Annotated in this window: 23 protein-coding genes and 1 pseudogene; 8 read left to right on the forward strand and 16 right to left on the reverse strand. The window is 46.1% G+C overall.

The window, feature by feature from the left end; translation table 11 throughout:
* Nucleotides 1-77: 77 nt before the first annotated feature.
* The 3 genes from psbA to QUB61_RS10830 all read left to right on the forward strand — a co-directional run bounded on the left by psbA (nt 78) and on the right by QUB61_RS10830 (nt 3,263).
* Complete coding sequence (psbA, locus tag QUB61_RS10820; protein WP_333133849.1) at nt 78-1,160, forward strand: photosystem II q(b) protein; 1,083 nt, start codon at nt 78-80, stop codon at nt 1,158-1,160.
* A gap of 280 nt (nt 1,161-1,440) precedes the next feature.
* Entirely contained in the window at nt 1,441-2,658 is a 1,218-nt protein-coding gene (locus QUB61_RS10825; protein WP_333133848.1) for an ATP-binding protein, read from the forward strand.
* Between the two features lie 5 nt (nt 2,659-2,663).
* On the forward strand, nt 2,664-3,263 hold the full coding sequence (locus QUB61_RS10830) for an RloB family protein (RefSeq protein WP_333133847.1): 600 nt from the start codon (nt 2,664-2,666) through the stop codon (nt 3,261-3,263).
* On the opposite strand, the gene QUB61_RS10835 is transcribed toward QUB61_RS10830, so the two are convergent.
* The 8 genes from QUB61_RS10835 to QUB61_RS10870 all read right to left on the reverse strand — a co-directional run bounded on the left by QUB61_RS10835 (nt 3,260) and on the right by QUB61_RS10870 (nt 9,803).
* On the reverse strand, nt 3,260-3,673 hold the full coding sequence (locus QUB61_RS10835) for a Uma2 family endonuclease (RefSeq protein ID WP_333133846.1): 414 nt from the start codon (nt 3,671-3,673) through the stop codon (nt 3,260-3,262). The genes QUB61_RS10830 and QUB61_RS10835 overlap by 4 nt on opposite strands.
* Nucleotides 3,674-3,716: 43 nt before the next feature.
* The gene (locus QUB61_RS10840) at nt 3,717-3,902 is read right to left on the reverse strand and encodes a hypothetical protein (protein ID WP_333133845.1); all 186 of its coding nucleotides are present in this window, start codon (nt 3,900-3,902) and stop codon (nt 3,717-3,719) included.
* A gap of 42 nt (nt 3,903-3,944) precedes the next feature.
* Nucleotides 3,945-4,262 (reverse strand): Uma2 family endonuclease, encoded by a 318-nt coding sequence (locus QUB61_RS10845; RefSeq protein ID WP_333189939.1) that lies wholly within the window; start codon nt 4,260-4,262, stop codon nt 3,945-3,947.
* Between the two features lie 569 nt (nt 4,263-4,831).
* A complete protein-coding gene (locus tag QUB61_RS10850; RefSeq protein ID WP_333133843.1) occupies nt 4,832-5,374 on the reverse strand; it encodes a ShlB/FhaC/HecB family hemolysin secretion/activation protein in 543 nt (180 codons plus the stop codon).
* A 190-nt stretch (nt 5,375-5,564) separates the two neighbouring features.
* Nucleotides 5,565-6,332, reverse strand: coding sequence for a POTRA domain-containing protein (locus QUB61_RS10855; protein ID WP_333133842.1), 768 nt, complete (start codon nt 6,330-6,332; stop codon nt 5,565-5,567).
* Nucleotides 6,333-6,716: 384 nt separating this feature from the next.
* On the reverse strand, nt 6,717-7,499 hold the full coding sequence (locus tag QUB61_RS10860) for a PspA/IM30 family protein (RefSeq protein WP_333133841.1): 783 nt from the start codon (nt 7,497-7,499) through the stop codon (nt 6,717-6,719).
* A 300-nt stretch (nt 7,500-7,799) separates the two neighbouring features.
* Entirely contained in the window at nt 7,800-8,504 is a 705-nt protein-coding gene (locus QUB61_RS10865) for a PspA/IM30 family protein (protein WP_333133840.1), read from the reverse strand.
* 69 nt (nt 8,505-8,573) lie between these two features.
* Nucleotides 8,574-9,803 carry a transposase gene (locus QUB61_RS10870; protein ID WP_333133839.1) on the reverse strand — a complete coding sequence of 410 codons (1,230 nt, stop codon included), beginning with the start codon at nt 9,801-9,803 and terminating at the stop codon, nt 8,574-8,576.
* A gap of 183 nt (nt 9,804-9,986) precedes the next feature.
* Here QUB61_RS10870 and QUB61_RS10875 point away from each other — a divergent pair, with 183 nt between their 5' ends.
* On the forward strand, nt 9,987-10,247 hold the full coding sequence (locus QUB61_RS10875) for a hypothetical protein (protein WP_333133838.1): 261 nt from the start codon (nt 9,987-9,989) through the stop codon (nt 10,245-10,247).
* A gap of 210 nt (nt 10,248-10,457) precedes the next feature.
* On the opposite strand, the gene QUB61_RS10880 is transcribed toward QUB61_RS10875, so the two are convergent.
* The 6 genes from QUB61_RS10880 to QUB61_RS10905 form a co-directional block, all read right to left on the reverse strand.
* Nucleotides 10,458-10,529: a hypothetical protein gene (locus tag QUB61_RS10880; protein ID WP_333133853.1), complete on the reverse strand. Its 72-nt coding sequence runs from the start codon at nt 10,527-10,529 to the stop codon at nt 10,458-10,460.
* A 16-nt stretch (nt 10,530-10,545) separates the two neighbouring features.
* Entirely contained in the window at nt 10,546-10,854 is a 309-nt protein-coding gene (locus QUB61_RS10885; RefSeq protein WP_333133837.1) for a zinc ribbon domain-containing protein, read from the reverse strand.
* Between the two features lie 18 nt (nt 10,855-10,872).
* Nucleotides 10,873-11,337: a transposase gene (locus QUB61_RS10890; protein ID WP_333133836.1), complete on the reverse strand. Its 465-nt coding sequence runs from the start codon at nt 11,335-11,337 to the stop codon at nt 10,873-10,875.
* 392 nt (nt 11,338-11,729) lie between these two features.
* Complete coding sequence (locus tag QUB61_RS10895; protein WP_333133835.1) at nt 11,730-12,995, reverse strand: hypothetical protein; 1,266 nt, start codon at nt 12,993-12,995, stop codon at nt 11,730-11,732.
* 102 nt (nt 12,996-13,097) lie between these two features.
* Nucleotides 13,098-13,334, reverse strand: a complete 237-nt coding sequence (locus tag QUB61_RS10900) for a zinc ribbon domain-containing protein (protein ID WP_333133834.1) — start codon at nt 13,332-13,334, stop codon at nt 13,098-13,100.
* Nucleotides 13,335-13,364: 30 nt separating this feature from the next.
* Nucleotides 13,365-14,270: a transposase gene (locus QUB61_RS10905; protein WP_333133833.1), complete on the reverse strand. Its 906-nt coding sequence runs from the start codon at nt 14,268-14,270 to the stop codon at nt 13,365-13,367.
* 108 nt (nt 14,271-14,378) lie between these two features.
* Here QUB61_RS10905 and QUB61_RS10910 point away from each other — a divergent pair, with 108 nt between their 5' ends.
* Together QUB61_RS10910 and QUB61_RS10915 are read left to right on the forward strand one after the other, a co-directional pair.
* Nucleotides 14,379-14,513, forward strand: coding sequence for a hypothetical protein (locus QUB61_RS10910; protein ID WP_333133832.1), 135 nt, complete (start codon nt 14,379-14,381; stop codon nt 14,511-14,513).
* A gap of 336 nt (nt 14,514-14,849) precedes the next feature.
* A complete protein-coding gene (locus QUB61_RS10915; RefSeq protein WP_333133831.1) occupies nt 14,850-15,140 on the forward strand; it encodes a hypothetical protein in 291 nt (96 codons plus the stop codon).
* Nucleotides 15,141-15,367: 227 nt separating this feature from the next.
* Here the strand turns inward: QUB61_RS10915 and menB are convergent, their stop codons facing one another.
* Together menB and QUB61_RS39840 are read right to left on the reverse strand one after the other, a co-directional pair.
* A complete protein-coding gene (menB, locus tag QUB61_RS10920) occupies nt 15,368-16,201 on the reverse strand; it encodes a 1,4-dihydroxy-2-naphthoyl-CoA synthase (RefSeq protein ID WP_006635932.1) in 834 nt (277 codons plus the stop codon).
* 281 nt (nt 16,202-16,482) lie between these two features.
* A pseudogene (locus QUB61_RS39840) lies at nt 16,483-16,665 on the reverse strand (transposase); the annotation flags it as partial.
* A gap of 178 nt (nt 16,666-16,843) precedes the next feature.
* Here QUB61_RS39840 and QUB61_RS10930 point away from each other — a divergent pair.
* Both QUB61_RS10930 and QUB61_RS10935 read left to right on the forward strand, forming a co-directional pair.
* Nucleotides 16,844-17,242 (forward strand): cupin domain-containing protein, encoded by a 399-nt coding sequence (locus QUB61_RS10930; protein ID WP_333133830.1) that lies wholly within the window; start codon nt 16,844-16,846, stop codon nt 17,240-17,242.
* A 374-nt stretch (nt 17,243-17,616) separates the two neighbouring features.
* Nucleotides 17,617-17,958 carry a cupin domain-containing protein gene (locus tag QUB61_RS10935; RefSeq protein WP_333133829.1) on the forward strand — a complete coding sequence of 114 codons (342 nt, stop codon included), beginning with the start codon at nt 17,617-17,619 and terminating at the stop codon, nt 17,956-17,958.
* The last annotated feature ends 177 nt before the right edge of the window (nt 17,959-18,135 follow it).

Raw genomic sequence — 18,135 nt, forward strand, 5'->3', positions numbered from 1 at the left:
AAGCTTTATGTTTATTTACATGGCGGAACACAAAGCCGTCACGAACATTGAAAACCAAATAAAGCAATCATAAGCAAATGACAACAACCTTACAGCAACGCGAAAGCGCCAACCTGTGGGAACAGTTTTGCAACTGGGTCACATCCACCGACAACCGCATTTATGTAGGCTGGTTCGGCGTCTTGATGATTCCTACCTTGCTAACTGCCACCATCTGCTACATCATCGCCTTCATCGCTGCTCCTCCAGTGGACATCGACGGCATCCGCGAACCTGTTGCAGGTTCCTTGATGTTCGGTAACAACATCATCACAGGTGCTGTTGTTCCTTCATCTAACGCGATCGGCTTGCACTTCTACCCAATCTGGGAAGCAGCTTCCCTCGATGAGTGGTTGTACAACGGCGGCCCTTACCAATTGGTAGTATTTCACTTCCTGATCGGCATTTTCTGCTACATGGGTCGTGAATGGGAACTGTCTTACCGCTTAGGTATGCGTCCTTGGATCTGCGTCGCTTACTCTGCACCAGTAGCAGCAGCAACCGCAGTATTCTTGATCTACCCTATAGGTCAAGGTTCGTTCTCAGACGGTATGCCCTTGGGTATCTCCGGTACATTCAACTTCATGATCGTGTTCCAAGCTGAGCACAACATCCTGATGCACCCGTTCCACATGTTGGGAGTTGCTGGTGTTTTCGGTGGTAGCTTGTTCTCCGCCATGCACGGTTCTTTGGTAACATCTTCCTTGGTTCGCGAAACAACTGAAACCGAATCTTTGAACTACGGTTACAAATTCGGTCAAGAAGAAGAAACCTACAACATCGTTGCAGCCCACGGCTACTTCGGTCGTTTGATTTTCCAATACGCTTCTTTCAACAACAGCCGTTCTTTGCACTTCTTGTTAGGTGCATGGCCAGTAGTCGGCATCTGGTTTACCGCTTTGGGTATCTCCACGATGGCTTTCAACTTGAACGGTTTCAACTTCAACCAATCGATTATCGACTCGCAAGGTCGCGTCATCAATACTTGGGCTGATGTCATCAACCGCGCTAACTTGGGTATGGAAGTAATGCACGAGCGCAACGCTCACAACTTCCCTCTCGACTTGGCTGCTGGCGAAACAACTCCCGTAGCTTTGGTTGCTCCTTCTATCAACGGCTAAGTTTTAGTCTGAGATTACAAAAAGCGCTCCTAGTAATAGGGGCGCTTTTTGTTTGGGGAAAAATATTTTATAGGCTTTCTTGTGGGGCACAACAGCTTAACTCAGACAGCAGTTAATGTAAAAAAATCTTAATAATTTAACGTTTGAGTTTACATCTTGTTATGCTTAAAATATAAATTTGTGATTTTTTCATATATTTAATTTTAAACAATAGCTTGCCATGCTTATTGAATTCAGTGTCTCTAACTACCGATCATTCAAAGAGAAAGTTACCTTCAGTATGGTAGCTGCGAATATTGTTGCCAAAGATAAGCATCTTGATGAAGCAAATGTCTTTGCCGTTGATGATGAACTCGAACTACTTAAAAGTGCTGCAATATACGGCGCAAATGCAAGTGGAAAAAGTAATCTTGGTAAAGCTTTGAGTTTTATGAAATGGTTTATGGTCAATTCCTCTAAAGAAACTCAAAGTACAGAAAAAATTGGTGTTGAGCGTTTTCGACTAAGTACAGAAACTGAAGATAAACCATCTTTATTTGAAATTGTATTTTTAATAAATAAAAAAAAATATAGATATGGCTTTGAAGTTAACCGAGACAGAGTTATTTCGGAATGGTTATTTTATGTTCCAAAGCAAAGGGAAACTAAACTTTTTGAACGTAACCATCATGATTTCATTGTTTCTAAGACTTACAAAGCCAACGGTATTCAGGAGAAGACAAGGGACAACGCCTTATTTTTATCTGTATCGGCACAGTTCAATGTGAAAATTGCAGAGCAAATATTAGCTTGGCTGACAAACAAACTAAAGATTATTTCTGGCTTGCGCGATGACAACCATCTAATAGATACTGTGCAGCAATGCTTGGCTGAAGACAACAATAAGGAGGAAATTTTACGTTTAATCAGAAAATTGGATTTAGGTATTGATGGGGTTGAAGTACAACAGAGGGAAATCACGTCTGACATTTTGCCAGACATATTTCCAGATGAACTTAAGAAATTTCTCGTTAAAAGTGGCGGTAGTGCAACATCAATTGGTACTTTACATCAAAAATTTGATAGTCACGGGCATCACACATCTATGGAACTCTTTAGCTTAGAGGAACAAGAGTCTGAAGGAACGAAAAAAGTATTTGCTTTGGGAGGCCCACTATTTGACACATTGAGTAACGGCAAAGTGCTTGTAATTGATGAATTTGATGCCAGATTACATCCTTTAATTAATCGGGCTATTGTTGACTTATTTAATTCTACTGATACAAATCCAAATAATGCACAATTTATATTTATGACTCACGATACAAATCTGCTCAGCAATAAAATTTTTCGTAGGGATCAAATATGGTTTACTGAGAAAAATAGACAAGGCGCAACGGCTCTTTATTCTTTGGTTGAATATAATATTCCTAATGATGCCTCCTTTGAAAGCGATTATATCAAGGGTAAATATGGTGCAATTCCATATATTATGAATTTGAATAATTTAATTAGTTGAGCTTTATGGCTAAAAGGGAACAAAAGTCTCGCGGATATTCAACTAGAAAAGTTAACGAGAGGGAAGTCAGGCAGAGATTTTTGATTGTGTGTGAAGCAGAAAAGACAGAACCTAACTACTTTAAGAGTTTTCGTGTTCCAAAGAATGTTATAGATGTTAAGGGGGTTGGAGAGAATCCAAGCAACCTAGTTGAAAGTGCAAGGAGATATAACAGCCTAGAAGATTACGATCAAGTTTGGTGTGTTTTTGATCGTGATAATTGGAAACCACAAGATTTTAATAATGCCATCCAAAATGCTGAGAATCAAAATTTTAAAGTAGCTTATTCTAATGAAGCATTTGAACTCTGGTACGTCCTACATTTTGAATTTCTGAATACGGGGATACCTCGAACTGATTATTGTCATAAATTAACTAATTTGATGGGTAAGAAATATCAAAAAAACAGCGAACACATCTATGATAAATTAATTGATAAGCAAGATATTGCTATTAAAAATTCTAAAAAGCTGCTTAAACAATACCCTCGTCAAAGTCCAGTTCAAGATAATCCGTCAACCACAGTACATTTGTTAGTGGAAGAACTCAATAAATCCATACCCTAATAAGAAATGCTGCTCTTTCGATCGCACTTTCCTGAAAAAGCCAGTTTTTGAAATAACTCCGCAATCGGGAGAGTAAAACCGGGGACGATTTCTTCGCCATCTAGGGATTGAGTAGACTTGAGGAGGCGATCGGGTTCTTGGGACGATCGATAAACTAACACATACCCTTCTTGAGGATGAATCACCCAGACTAAACGCGCCCCATTCTCGAAATATTCTACGAGTTTGTCGTGAATTTCTGCCACTGTATTGCCACGAGAAAGGATTTCTACGCCAAGATCCGGCCCACCTTCTAGGAAGCGATCCGGGAGTTCATCTAGCCCTTGCAGGCGTTCTTTTGCCATGAAGGAAACATCGGGCGATCGCTTATTCCCTGATTTCATCTGGAAAGCGGTGCTGGAATCGAACATCGCGTTTAATTTTATCGTTGATCGCAGTTAAACAAGGGAGCACTCAAAATAATGGCAATATAACCGTGTTTCGCACTCCTATTTCCATATCAATTAGTTCTCCATTCACAATTTCGTAGACGATCGCCCGATCGAGCCGATCGCAAACTTGCCATTGCCAGCGCTCGCTACTTGGGCGATCGCCATTATAATATTGCTCAATGTAGGGTTCAGCTTGACTAACCAGCAAATATTCACAAAAACTAGCAAGAGAGCGATATTTTCTGAACTTTTAACCTCGATCGTAGCCTTCAGTAGATGGCGAAAGAACCTCAACAATCAGTAAAGGATTGAGAATTTCATCCGTGCGATCGCCATTGAATTCTGGTTCGCCATTGACGACCATCAAATCCGCGTAGGTTCCGCACCGATGTTCGGGAATCCAAACCCGCAAATCGCTGTTATACAAGCGAAAATCGGTGTCTCTCAACAAAAAAACCAAGTAAATTAACAAGTTACAGGCGATCGCGCTGTAGACTTCTGAACCTCCTGAGATAGCGAGAATCTCTCCGTTACAGTATTCGTGACGTTCTTCGGCAGTTTCCTCGATCGCCCGCTATTCATCTGGAGTAAAGCGAGTCTTTGTCGGATCTGGAAGATTTGGCGCGTTGGTTTGAGTAATAACCACGATCGCACCTCCTAAATAATTACACCTTAAATAATTAAGACTTACAGTTAGATAGTTTTCCTAACCCAGAGGGGTTTTCCTGGATTCCATTTAAATTCCATAAAAAACTCTCCATACCTTTGTCCGCTTCTGCTTCACAGGCGCTAAATTCTAGCTTTCCTTTTACCTCTCACACTCAACAGCTTTGTAATCGATGTATAATAATGCAAAGCAAAAAGCAGATTAATTACAAAAAATACCACAGTTAAAACCAAGATAAAAAAAGACATAAACGACAGTTGGGAAATCATCGTAAACATCGCAAAAATGATTGAGCAAAGCCCAAAACCGGAAGCAAAAGAACTTAAAAGCAGCAACCGCACCTTAGACATAGTTTAATTTAAAGATTATCAGTAAAAAGCACTATTGGCAGCTACAGATGAGTGCCAAATGATACTTATTACTATATAGCGGAATTGCTCAGTTCCGCCAAAGGCAAAAGGAATGCTTTCCTAAAAAGGTTTGAATTCTACAGAAAAATACACCCCGCGCTCTTGCCCACTTCGATCGCTCGACTTAAGACCAATCGAAGGAATTCCCCCGCCTCCGCGAGCATTCCACCTATCGCCGTACTGCCACCGCAAGCCCAATCCCGCTGACAGCAAAGTATTCGCTTCCAGAGTCGCCCTTGGGCCGCTATTTGTCCAAACCTTGCCAAAATCCGCAAACGGCGTTACCTGCAAAACTCCTTGTTTGTCGCCGGTGCGCGCAATCCGATACCACAACTCGGCTGAACCAAAAATCCCGCTATCGGCCAGCACAGCATCGTGACGGTAGCCCCGCACTTTATCCGAGCCGCCTATACCCAATTGTTCGATCGGCAAAAGTTCACCCACAGCCAACAGCACCTCCGATCGCACCACCATCCGCCTCTTGGGAGCCAACAACCGCACGTACTGCCATGGACCCCGCCACGCCAAAAATTGACTGTCAGGGCCGCTGCTGCTCACCGTAGCGCCAAATGCTCCCACTCCCAGAGTGAAGCGCGATCGCACCGCCAAGACATCTCTCCCCTTTGCTTCTTTGACTCGGACTCACAGCAAATTAAAACCCGCACGAGAACCCGTCGGCAGTTCCGCTGAAATATTTGCGACTTCTGGGCTCGCGTTGCAGCAGTTGCATAGCTGACCGCATCCGCTGTTCGTTCAGCGGGCCTGGCGTTGAATCGGCTAATCGGCTTCTGACTTAGTTAGAATTCAGTCCCCTAGTCCAGACTACATTTATACTTTCTAGCTTGCCTTCTAGCAGTAATATCCTCACAACTGAGCCTGTGAGCGTTTGCGGTCCAATCAGCGCTCCAGATGTGATATAACCTTTGCTGATGTAGAGTTGGCTCACAGCAGAACGAGCTTGCAGCAGTTGAGCGAAAGTGAGCGGGCGGCCTACAAAGTCTTTGAGTGCGGGGTCTAATACTTGCTTGCTAAAGACCGTGCTGCCAACTACTTCAAATAGATCGACCTTTATCGTACCGGGAATGTTAGGCAATTCTGCTGGCTGTGCCGGCGCGGGAACAGCAGGCGGCAAAAGCTGTTGGGCCTCCGGCAAAGGCTCTGGGGGCGCGGGTTCAAGGAGGCGAGGCAGATTTCGCTGCAGCGGGTTGGGAAGGGGAAATTCTTGTCTGTTTTCTCCTCGGTTCGGCAACCGATCGAGAGTTTCTGGGGGCTGAGTTTCAGTCGATCGATCGAACTCCGGGATGTTGTTTTTTGGCTCTTTACTGTCTCTATCTAATTCTGAACCCGAGTATAAATCACGAAGCCGATCGCGATCGTCTGCTGTTGCTCGATCGGGTAAATTATCATTCAAAATTGGCGCTTGCACCCCTGAGTCGGCAGCCTCCATCGACTCGCCAACACTTTGAGCTGTTAGCAGTACGGGGCAAATACCTGCAATTGAAAAAGCAAGTGCTAAGGCGTTGAAAAACTTGATTTTACAAAAGCCTCTAGAAGGTTGCACGGCCATGACTTATTAGCAATATTTTATAGTTATTAGGACTTACGCACCGGGGCCCAGAAACCGGGTTTTTTTACGAAAAAACACAGGTTGCGATCCGCAGATTCGGTAAAAAACCCGGTTTCTTTGGTATGTGTGCGTAAGTCCTGGTTATTTGCAATTGCGATCGGGCGCGGCCGACGCAATTGCAAAGAATAAAGTTACTCTACCACTTTTTTTAAAGACTTAATTCCTTAAGTAAACATAAAGATAGTTGACAAAAATAAAGTTTTGTGTATTAAACGCTCCCTAAAAAAAACTCCTACCTCCCCAAGCTAGCGCTGTAGGTCGGCGGAGCATTCTATCAAACCTGCGATCGGAGAAATAGGTAAATTTTGATAGAAATTACTACATTTTATTGAGTTCCGATCGCAGCTCTTCCAACTCAGCGTCAATCACCTGACTCGACTCCGAGCTGCGAGCAGCAGTTTTACCCGCTGCAGGCAATTGACCTTGAGACACAGAACCTCCGGTCAGTTGAGCTTTCATCTGAGCCAACTCGTCGTCAACATCACCGCCGCTTTCGAGCAAGCGGAACTGTTCCTCTAAATTGCTGCCGCCGGCCGCCAGTTCTGCCGAAGCTCCCGCGCGAGCTTCTATCTGCAAAACTTTTTCTTCCATGCGATCGAAAGCTGCCATTGAACTGCCAGTATTCAGGGAGCCAATGGAATTGTTGAGCTGTTCCTGAGCCTTAGCAGCAGATATCCTCGCCTTGAGCATATCCTTCTTAGTCTTAGCTTCGGAAATCTTGCTCTCCAAACCGATCAAGTTGCGCTTGAGACTTTCCACCTGAGCCGATTGCTGATCCAGACTGGCTTTCAGGGTAGCCGCCGTTTCAGCGTGAGACTTTTTGCGCACCAGCGCTTCCCGCGCCAAAGTCTCGTCTCCTTTTTGCAAGGCTAGCTGAGCGCGCTGCTGCCACTGGTTAGACTGAGACTCAGCTTGATTGTACTGAGTCTGGGTGCGCTTTTGAGTGGCGATCGCGCTGGCAACGGCTTGACGCAACTGCACCAAGTCTTCCTGCATATCCGTAACAGATTGTTCTAAAATCTTTTCCGGGTCTTCAGCTTTGTTGACCAGATCGTTAAGATTGGCTTTGACGACTCGGCTAATGCGGTCAAATAATCCCATAATGCTATTTTTCCAGGGTGAGGTGTACGATGTAGGCGGAAAGCAGGCTTTAGGCACTAGCCCGCAGTTGTGAAATTCACGAAAGGTCAGATTTTTAGTGCGATTTAGTTTTTGGCAATTTTTGCAGACAGATAAATCCAGTTTAAAGCGATCGAGTAAGTGGTGCAGGCAAGCTTATTCATGCACCTATCTATTGAGTTTAACTTCGATCCGGGAATTCCCCAACAGGCTTCGAGCCATCTCTAGCTGGGCTGTTGAGAAGTTTTTGCTCGTCCCAACTATTGTTCTGCTGTTTGGGGTTCAGGATGCAGGCGGCTCGCCCGACGGCAATTTGGGTGTATTGTTGCCAGGAAGCATTTTTGCTTTCATCGCCGCCAACTCGCTATCGACATCCTCGGCACCTTCGAGAGAGAGAAACTTCTTTTCTAAATCGTTAGTTCCGAGTTCTGCGATTGCTTCGGAGCGAGATTCTAGCTGCATGACTTTCTCTTCCATCCGTTCAAACGCGCTCAAAGCGCTGCCTGTATTGAGATTGCCCATCATTTCTTGAAGCCTTTCCGAGGCTTTGGCCGATCGAGCTCGGGCAATGTACATATCTTTTTTAGATTTTGCCTCGGAAATTTTACTTTCGAGCGCCCGCATATTTTCTTTAAGTTGAGTCACAACAGCGTTCTGCTGTCCGAGACTGGCTTTCATCGCCGTTGCCGTTTCTTGATAAGATTTCTTGCGCGTCAGAGCTTCCCGCGCCAAATTTTCCTCGCCTTTTTGCAAAGCTAGCTGCGCCCGCTGGTACCATTCTGCGGCAGTAGACTCAGCTTGGGAACACTGGCGTTCGGTGCGTTTTTGAGCTGCAATCGCCCCTGCCACAGCTTGTCTGAGCTGCACTAAATCTTCCTGCATATCCATTACAGCCTGTTCCAGAATTTTTTCTGGATCTTCTGCCGCCCCGACCAAACTGTTAATATTGGCTCGAATCACTCGCCAAAGGCGATCGAATAATCCCATGATGCCCGTCTCCCGATTTTCAACTTTATAATTAAGACAGAGAAATCAGAATTAAAAAGTGACATACTCCTACGCCAACTGAGTACAGTATGGTGTAGGCTTCTCAGCGACTCCAGCTATTGCTTCGGACATTAACTGAGCTTTAAAGACGGGATGACCCACCGCCCTATTTTTAATCACGATAGCTGCATTATGGTCCCGGTCAAGACTGCATCCACAATTCGGACAGTCGTGCCATCTTTCATGCAGTTTTTTTGGTACTTTTTCACCGCAACTCGAACAATCTTGTGAAGTGTTATGAGCGCTTACTGGGACTACCAACAAACCAGCATTTACGGCTTTGTTTGTCAGTATCGACAGAAAGCTTGACCACCCAGCATCCAACACAGATTTAGCTAGCTTTGTACGAGCAAGTCCTTTAACATTCAAATCTTCAACTGCAACAACGTCATATTTTTTCAATAGATTGTTGGCAGTTTTAAAATGAAAGTCTTTACGTTTATCAGCTACTTTTTTGTGACAATTCCCTAGCTGTTTAACCGCTTTTTGCCTGCGGTTGCTACCTTTTTTGCGACGCGAGACTCGCTTCTGAATGGTTCGCAGGCGCTTTTGAGCTTTGCGGTAATGTTGAGGAATTGCCACAGTCTCGTTTTCTGATGTTGTCAAAAAATCCTTCAGCCCAACATCAATTCCAACAATCTTTTGAGGATTGAAATCTGGTTTGATCTCAGGGACTGTGGAATCTTCCAAGCTGAGAGTCACATAGTACCCATCAGCTTTTTTGGTAACAGAGACGGTTTTAATCTTGAATCCATCAGGTATCGAACGGTGTAAAACAACTTTAACTTTTCCGAGCATCGGCAAGTTGATTAAGTTATTTTGTAGACAGCCGTCTTTAACTTGAGGATAAGTAAATGTGCGGTAACGACTACCTGGTTTAAATCTAGGTCTACCACTACGCTTTCCATTGCTATCACCTTTTAAAAAACGATCAAACGTTACCTTGACTCGCTTAACTGCATCTTGGAGGACTTGAGAATAAATCTCGGCATACCAAGGATGAGTTTTCTTGAGTTGAGGTAACGTTTTTTTCTGGGTGTAGTAATCTGGATTGTCCCGCTGTTCAGGCAAATAGCAAATTAGCGGACACGCATTGATGGAACACCGATTTTGTTCGTACCAGTTGAATCGATCTGCCAACAAATAGTTGTACTGTGCACATAACATTGACAACCATCTGTCAATCTCAATGGCTTGTAACTTTGTTGGACGTAATCGATACTGGTAAGAAGTTCTCATTGCGTGATAAATATTTAATCGCAGTCGCCATTTATCAATTAGTGTTAATATACTTGAATACGTTACTTGATGTCAAGTGCATGAGTGAATATTTTATTTATACAAGCAGCGAGGTTTCTATCCTCAAGTGTCAATTTTTATTGCCAAATCTCAACTGGTGACAGAAATGTTTAAAAAAGTGTATTGAAAAACAAAATAGACCCGTCGAATAAAATAATTTGTTCGTCTCGTCATCCACCCGTTCACCAATCAAAACATAGTTTTGAATTGGTTGACGAGTGGAATCCTCACCTCACCGCGCCTTTCATCCCACACTATATCGCTTCGATTAGTGTGGGGATTCCCGTCTGGCTAGCTAAAAATGAAAACTCATCAATCGTCTTTTTAATTTTTAATTTTGAAAATTTAATTCCCTCTAAGTTAGGTCGTCCTGATTATTTTTAGGATGGGTAGGGCGCGAGCGTTACCCATCAAAACTGAGCAAATGTTGGGTGAAGCGAAACGGAGGGTTCGTGCCGCAGGCCCAACCTACTCGCCGATCGTCAGTTTAATTCTGCTTCATAAAACCTATCTAAACTTACCCAAAGTTACTTTAGATAAATTAGTGTTTACTGACAACGCTGTTGGGTGGTCGGCTATCCCAAGATAAGTAGGCTATCCCCCTCGAGCCCAGGGTTCCCAGTTCAAAATGTTGATACTGGCGTTTAAATCACGGTCAATCCACATACCGCAGGATGAACAATCATAAGTCCTGATACGAGCGTAGCATATCTTGTTTGTTACCACAGTTTGAGCAAGTCAAAGAACTAGGAAACCATCGCTCGACTAGCACTAAACTCGCTCCATACATCTTGCACTTATATTCAAGTTGACGCCTGAATTCATAAAAGCCAAGGTCAGATATAGCAAAGCCAAGTTTATGATTAGCCATCATCCCTTTCACCTTCAAGTCTTCAATCTTAATCAGTTTTAAATTTTTAACTGTGGGAGTTGTCAACTTGTGTAATAACTCCTTACGAATGCCAAATATCCCCGAGTGAATCCGCGTCATTTTATTGTAGGTTGGGCGCTAGTTCTTAGAGCCTTTTACTTGTTTTGAAGCTTGACCTTGTATTGCTAGCTTGGTTTTCGCTTGCTTTAACGGTTTTAGTGCATCAAAAACTTGATTTTTTGACATCGTAGCAAAGGCTTTAATTCCTAGGTCAATACCTACTGATTCTTGGGTTTGTTGGACTTCTTTGCGCTCCGCGTCAACGCAGAATGAGACAAACCAACGACCTCCTTCTTTTGATAGGGTAAAAGTCTGGGAAACCAAACCCCATTCCAGTGGTTCATGACCTGGGAATGTCCCTACTGTAGGAATTTTAATCGTATTCCCCGCATTCAGTACAACCTTTGGGTTTGACGAATCTACTGTAAAAGATTGACCATCTCGACCACTAGCGACTGTGGGATGGACCCACTTGGATGAGCGATACCGATGAAAAGCATCCTTTAAATCAATTAATGCGTTTTGGTATACTCGGCTAGACACTTAATTCATCCAAGCAAATCCCCGTTTTTTTTTTGACGTGATTGGTTAAAACTTTTTTGAGTTCGTCGCGCTTGAGTCTGAAAGCTTGACGCGGCCATACATCTGAGTCCCAAGACTCAATCCCATATTAAAAACAACCAGTCTCAATCCTGCGTGTTTCGCCATCAAAGTCGCTTCTCTATTATTTAATTTGAGTTATCGTTTGATAGCAAACATACTTAGACCTAGCTAAAGTTGTGTTTGATGGGGTACAGTCTCGATGCCTAGACTTATTTAACACTCCAACTAATTTTCCCAACTCTGCAACTTTCCACAGGGAAGATTCCTGTAAAGATTAACTATGAGTAAGTTTAGCAAAGTATTTGGCGATTTCGTTGAACTCTTTGCCTAATTTATGGCTGATAGTATTGCGGCTTCACCCCTTTTTCTTGGAGTTCTTTTACCAAAAGTTCTGCTGAGGCAGCATCGTTCAAAGCCCCCATTTGGATCTTGACACCCTTTGAGAAATTCCGCACGTAGGCATCGGGAACAGCGGCCCTGGCGATCTGCAGCGATTTTTCGTCGGTGTAATCGGTGACAACGTAATAGAAACCGTCGGCAGCCCGTGCAGGCCTTCCCAGCGGGGATGCGGCTGGGGATGCGGCGGCTGGGGATGCTGTCGCCGGCGATGCGGCGGCTGGGGATGCGGCGGCTGGGGACGCTGTCGCCGGGGATGCGGCGGCTGGCTGCGCTGGGGAGGGTGTTGGAGGCAGTGTCGGCAGTGTCGGCACAGGCTGGGCGGCGCTGGGGCGGGGACTGGGAAGCAAAGCTGTGCTGAGATTGTTGAGTCCTTGTTCTCTCCCTCTGGCCGGGTTGCCGTCTTCAGTCGGAATCGGGACAGCCGCGCCCGGACCCGGAGGCGCTGCCGGAGTGGGCGGGATTGATGCTTTTGGCGACGGGGAAAGAATCGGGCTGGCTGTCGGCTTGACATTGCTGAGAGTGCTCAAATCTAGCTCGACAAATTCCTTGGATACCAGATTGGGAGCTTTCGGCAGTTCCTTGGTGCGGGTATCTGAGATGGCAGTAGAGGCGGGACTGTCGCTTGGAGAGGGTGCGCGGAGGGCGAGCAAACGATTCAGCCCGACCATCTTAGCCAGGCTTGACGGGTACATGACTGCGTAGCCCAAAGCTGTGCAAGACAGCAGAAACAGCAGCATCGAACTCAGTCCCAAGGGAGTTAACAGACTGGCGGCTAAACTGCGTTCGACCGCAGGCTCGGCTTTTGACTCGTCCAAACTTTCGATCAGTTTTTCGCTTGATTCGAGATACTTGTTGGGTGCGAAGGCACTGCTAGATAGTTTTGTGCCGCCCCTGGTAGTTGCTAGCGGGGCATCGCCCTGGATGCCGGCAAGGGATAGGGGCAGGGACAGCGGCTGCTGGGTTTCCTGGGCCGCCTGCGGCAAATTTTGGGCTAGCTGTTGCTCGCTTGTGGCTGTTTGCTTGCCGGTACGAACTGATGGGGACACCCACTGTTCGGCGCGCCGCCTGTGCCTTCTGTATTTTGTCAGTTCTGCTTCTAGGTTTACATCCAGACTCCCCAGGACTGCTTGCAAAGCAGGCTTGATTGGGGTTGAAGAGGATTGATGATTTGGGGATTCAACCGAAGAACGCTTACTCATTAGCAAAACTCCTACCGCCTCTGAATTGATTTTAATGTTTTGATTTTGACACTCCCGGGCCTAAAGGCGTGGGATTCTTGCTTCGCAGGGATTCCAATGAATTTACTTGCAGGCAAGCATCTTGACCGTATGCCCTACGGCTGCAAGCCCTCGCTTGAGAACTACTTGTGCGGCTGCGACATCTCTGTCGGTTGTATAGGCGCAATAGTGACACGAATGGACTCGTTCTGACAACTCTTTTTTGCCTGTTTCCTTAAGGCAATTGGGGCAGATTTCGCTCGTATTGTTGCCATCTACTTTCTGGAAATATACACCGCGCTTGAAGCAAGTTTGCTCCAATATGTTAAATAATTGCCCAAACCCACCATCTCAGCAGTGCTTACCTAACATCGCCGCTTTGGATCCGACCAAATTAAGGTCTTGGAGAAACACCATACCCGCGTCATCACAGATTTGATGTGACAACTTGCGATGCCAATCTTTTCGGCTGTTTGCAACATATTTATGCAGCAATGCGACTTTTCCCGCAGCTCTTTTCCGCTTATTCGATCGGATTTTTTTCCGAGTAACGCGCTTTGGCAGCAATTTAAGCTTGCGTTCTGCCTCATAAAAAAATGTCGTTCTTTTAATTAAAAGTCCGTTAGAAGTTGCAATAAAATTAGTCAACCATACATCCATTCCTACGGGATTTCCGTGAGGAATAGTATCGGGAATTGAGACATCCCATTGCAATGTCAACATTATGTACCAGCTAGTATACCGTCTAACTACGCGAGCTGGTTTGACGATTGCACCCTGGGGGATGGGACGCGAGTGCCAAAACTTTATCGGATCCATTACAGGCAGTTTAAATCGGTTGCCTTGATGGAAAGTTGTACCCAACTGCGGTTCGTTACAAGACCTGAGAGTTCCCTGTTTTTTGAACCGAGGGAACCCCTGGCTTTGCTCCGACATAGTGACGAAACTTTTTTCCAACCTCAAACGGGTTTGTTGCAGTAGGGCCGCGTTTACTCGCAGCAGTGCGGGGCTGGTTTTCCTGTATGTTGTTAAAGCCTTGTACTGACTTGAATAGGTCGGTAAGGGCCCGTCAGCAGGAATAATGTACTCGGAGCTTTTGGAGCAAGAGTTAATTTGACATTTGCGTGAGTTGTACCAGTCTTTGCGCTCTTTCAAGGCCGAGTTGTATACCTTCGGACACTGTTCTAGCCAGTCTTCAAAAACTCCTATTTGTGCCACTGTGGGCTTCAACTTCAATTCCAACGTCAATTTAAACACTTGCTTCACCTCCTTGACTTAGTATACAGCCGCCCTACAAATCCTCAAGGGGTTTCTTAAGATTAATTAAATTCGCCCGCTTATGGGCGAGGCTCTCACCCCAAAATTTTGGTAGATATAAACAAGAAGCTTGAAAACTTGCCTATTTTAGGATTAGCTATTTTTGGCGTCAATGCAACAGGGGCTCGATCGCCTGCTGTCGATCGCCGGCAGCTATCTTTTCCTTTTCATTTGAAAACTTAATTGCTGCTGTGTCCCTGAGGCTGCTTACCGAGACTCTAAGCAGCTTTTGGTATCCGGAGATACCGCTTATTTATAACCTCTCATACTCGTTCCGCATTTGTACTTCTTCTTGATCCCTGACCGCTTTATAAACCTTAACTCTGTGTTTACACTTAGAATCTGAGCCAGCACTGAGCTAATTGTTTCTATATATAACGAAATTATAAATAAATTATAAAATTCACTTATGCTCCGGGTATCGCTACAACCCATACAGAATAAAGGTTGGGATGCTCTAACACCTGTTAGCTCTGCAATGGAGAATTAGAGATGAAAATGATTCCCCTAAGAACTTTTATGCAAACCTCATTAACTTCAGCTTGTGGTCACTGTCGGCACTATACCCCTGAGGGGAGACGCGGGGGTGTTTGCGCTCTACTAGGCGGGTTTGTTCAAAGTCACTGGAAAGCTTGTTCTTTAGCGGTTTCGCCTTTTGGGGCATCTTGGGAAAACATAGAAGAAATTGGACTGTGGCAAGAACCGACTCTGACGCTGCACTCGGCTGCCGTCACTCTTTCCGATCGCCATGCCTGCCAGCTTACAGGCACAACGTTAACCGAAAAATCCGCTGCAGCAGTCTCGGTTTAGTTAGTCGGCAGCAGACAGATCGTACCATTTTCGATTTTCGATTTTCGATTGGGGAATCACTGATGACTATCAGGGTTTGGATCTGGCAAAGCAGTTTCATTCTTTTTGGGAACTGGTATCAATACTGACACTTTTGGACGATCGGGTGCATTCGGCTCTACTAACTCATAACCATCAGCAGCATCTACTTTAATAGGAGCGCATAAAAAACTGATTTCTCTATCCAGCTATGGCAGCCAAGGATATTGACTAAAATCAGGTTGCCGTTTTTCCAAAAAGGCTTGTTTGCCTTCGGCGCCTTCCTGGGTCATATAGTACAGCAATGTGGCATTTCCCGCCAGTTCTTGCAAACCGGCTTGACCGTCGCAGTCGGCATTAAAAGCTGATTTCAAACAGCGAATCGCGATCGGACTTTTTTCGAGAATTTCTGCAGCCCACTGAATCCCTTCTAGTTCTAGTTGTTCGACGGGCACGACGCAGTTGACTAAACCCATTTCTAGGGCTTGCTGCGCGCTGTACTGGCGACACAAGAACCAAATTTCTCGGGCTTTTTTCTGCCCGACAACTCTGGCGAGATAGCTAGCTCCGAAACCACCGTCGAAACTGCCGACTTTTGGGCCGGTCTGTCCGAAAATAGCATTGTCAGCAGCGATCGTCAAGTCGCAAATTAAGTGCAGAACGTGACCTCCTCCAATTGCGTAGCCTGCAACTAAAGCAATTACAACTTTGGGCATCGATCGAATCAACTTCTGCAAGTCGAGCACGTTCAAGCGGGGTATGCCACCTTCGTCTACATATCCCGCCGCACCCCTTACGCTTTGGTCGCCGCCGGCGCAAAAAGCGTATTTGCCGTCTGTATGAGGCCCCGCACCGGTGAAAAGGACAACCCCGATTTTTGTGTCTTCGCGGGCATCAGTAAAGGCATCGCAGAGTTCCTGCACGGTTTTGGGACGGAAAGCGTTCCGTTTGTGAGGTCGATTGATGGTAATTTTGGCGGTGCCGCCACTTTTGTGATAGAGAATGTCTTCGTAGGTTTTGGCGGTTTGCCATTCAATTTGCATAATCAATCAATTTTAGATTTGAGACCGAGCTGGGTCTATGAAGGCAGCGACAAGTCGCTTTTAGATTTTACAGGACTGGCGCACACTTTATCTGTAGGTTGTGCACTGCGAACTTTATCACTACCAATAGCAGAGCAGACCATTTTTTGGCCTTAGTCCTATTTTAGGTAGGCAGAGGGAAATCCCCACAGGGTAAGTCGTACTAGACTTACCCTGGGGATAAGAGTCGAGTGAGTTGACGATTGCACCGCCAAATAAATTGAAAAGCGATTCTCTCTTCTTTGCTCTATTTTGTTAAGGTCTGGGGAATAGGGGGGTAAGTACAGTAATTGACAGCCTGCATCCTCAATCACTTGAGAGGTACGTCCTCGTTTATGGAATGTTGCCTTATCAATGATTAAAACTTGTCCTGTTTTGAGAGTGGTTCGCAAACAATTTTCCAGCAAGGAGGCATAGTGGCGGGAGTTGTTTCTTTCATTTCTCCATCATCAACGTGAGATACTTGGCCTAGGAGAATATATAAGCTTACAGGACGGTTCATAAATGTGTTTATCGAACTTGAGAAACTGGAGTTTGTTTAATCATCTTATTCTCCCTACCCTAAAAAGACGGAAGTACCATCATCCAGAGGCAAAGACAGATATGACCGACACTGCCCCCACTGACTGCAGAAATGACCAATTTTTCGATCGCCTCAACCTGGACGAGGTGCAGCTCTCCGAGGCGCAGGTATGTGGAGGCGAGGGTCTGATCCGCTTCGGCTTTTTGAGCCAGGAGGGGCAGTCCAGTGGCTCATGCCGCTTAACTGCCCTGGTAGAGATTCCCCCGGGGTCATCGCTCGGTCGCCACCTCCACGGGCCCGACGAAGAGGAGTTCTGCCTAGTCCTCAACGGTCAGGGCGTGATGTGGCGCAACGGCGAGGAGTTCCCTGTTCGGGCAGGAGACCTGATCCGTAACCCGCCCTCGGGCGAACACGGCTTCCAGAGCTTGGGACCAGATACCCTGCGGATCTTCGTCTTCCAGGTATCGGTAAACCCATAAAAGAGCTGCGCTACGAGCGCGTTGACAACTTGGCAGAGGTACTTGGGCGCCCGTGGCAACACCACGGGTGCTTGGGTCATGTCATAACCTGGGTCGGAACCCAGGTTCGCGCCCGGCTGTCTGAAGATCTGGCTGCGATCGAGCGGTACCCGCGCTACAGTATTCATGACGACTCCTTTTCCGGGAATGGCGATCGCTACCTCAAGCTTGGTTTCTATTCAATTAGCGGGACTTAAACAAATTTCGGGCCCAAACAGAGCTCAGAAACGAAGGCTTACGGATATTGGCGTTGGGAACGAGCGTTACTGCCCTTCGAGGCAATGTCAGACCAAAACTGTAGGGGCGCAAGTCCACATCCAGAGGCAAAGAGGGAGATGACCGACGGTCCCCCCACTGACTGCAGAAATGACCAATTTTTCGATCGGCTCAATCTGGACGAGGTGCCGCTCTCCGACACGCAGGCACATGGGGGCGAGGGTCTGATCCGCTTCGCCCGTCTGTGCCGCGAGGGGCAGTCGAGTGGCTTATGCCATTTCATTGACCTGGCAGAGATTCCTCCGGGGTCATCGATCGGTCGCCACCGCCACGGGCCCGACGAGGAGGAGTTCTACCTAGTCCTCAAGGGTCATGGCGTGATGTGGCGCAACGGCGAGGAGTTCCCTGTTCGGGCAGGAGACCTGATCCGTAACCCGCCCTCGGGCGAACACAGCCTGTAAAACTTGGGACCAGATCCCCTGCGGATCTTCGTCTTCGAGGTATCGGTAAACCCATAAAAGAGCTGTGCTACAAGCGCGTTGACAACTTGGCAGAGTATTCTTGACATCCACCCCGTCCTAAAGGAGCGGGGATTCCCAATCATCACTAATTGGGTTTCTGCTTCAGGGCACCAGCCT

Origin of the sequence: Microcoleus sp. C2D2, from assembly GCF_036702495.1 — a bacterium.
In the GTDB taxonomy this organism is placed as follows: Bacteria; Cyanobacteriota; Cyanobacteriia; order Cyanobacteriales; family Microcoleaceae; genus Microcoleus.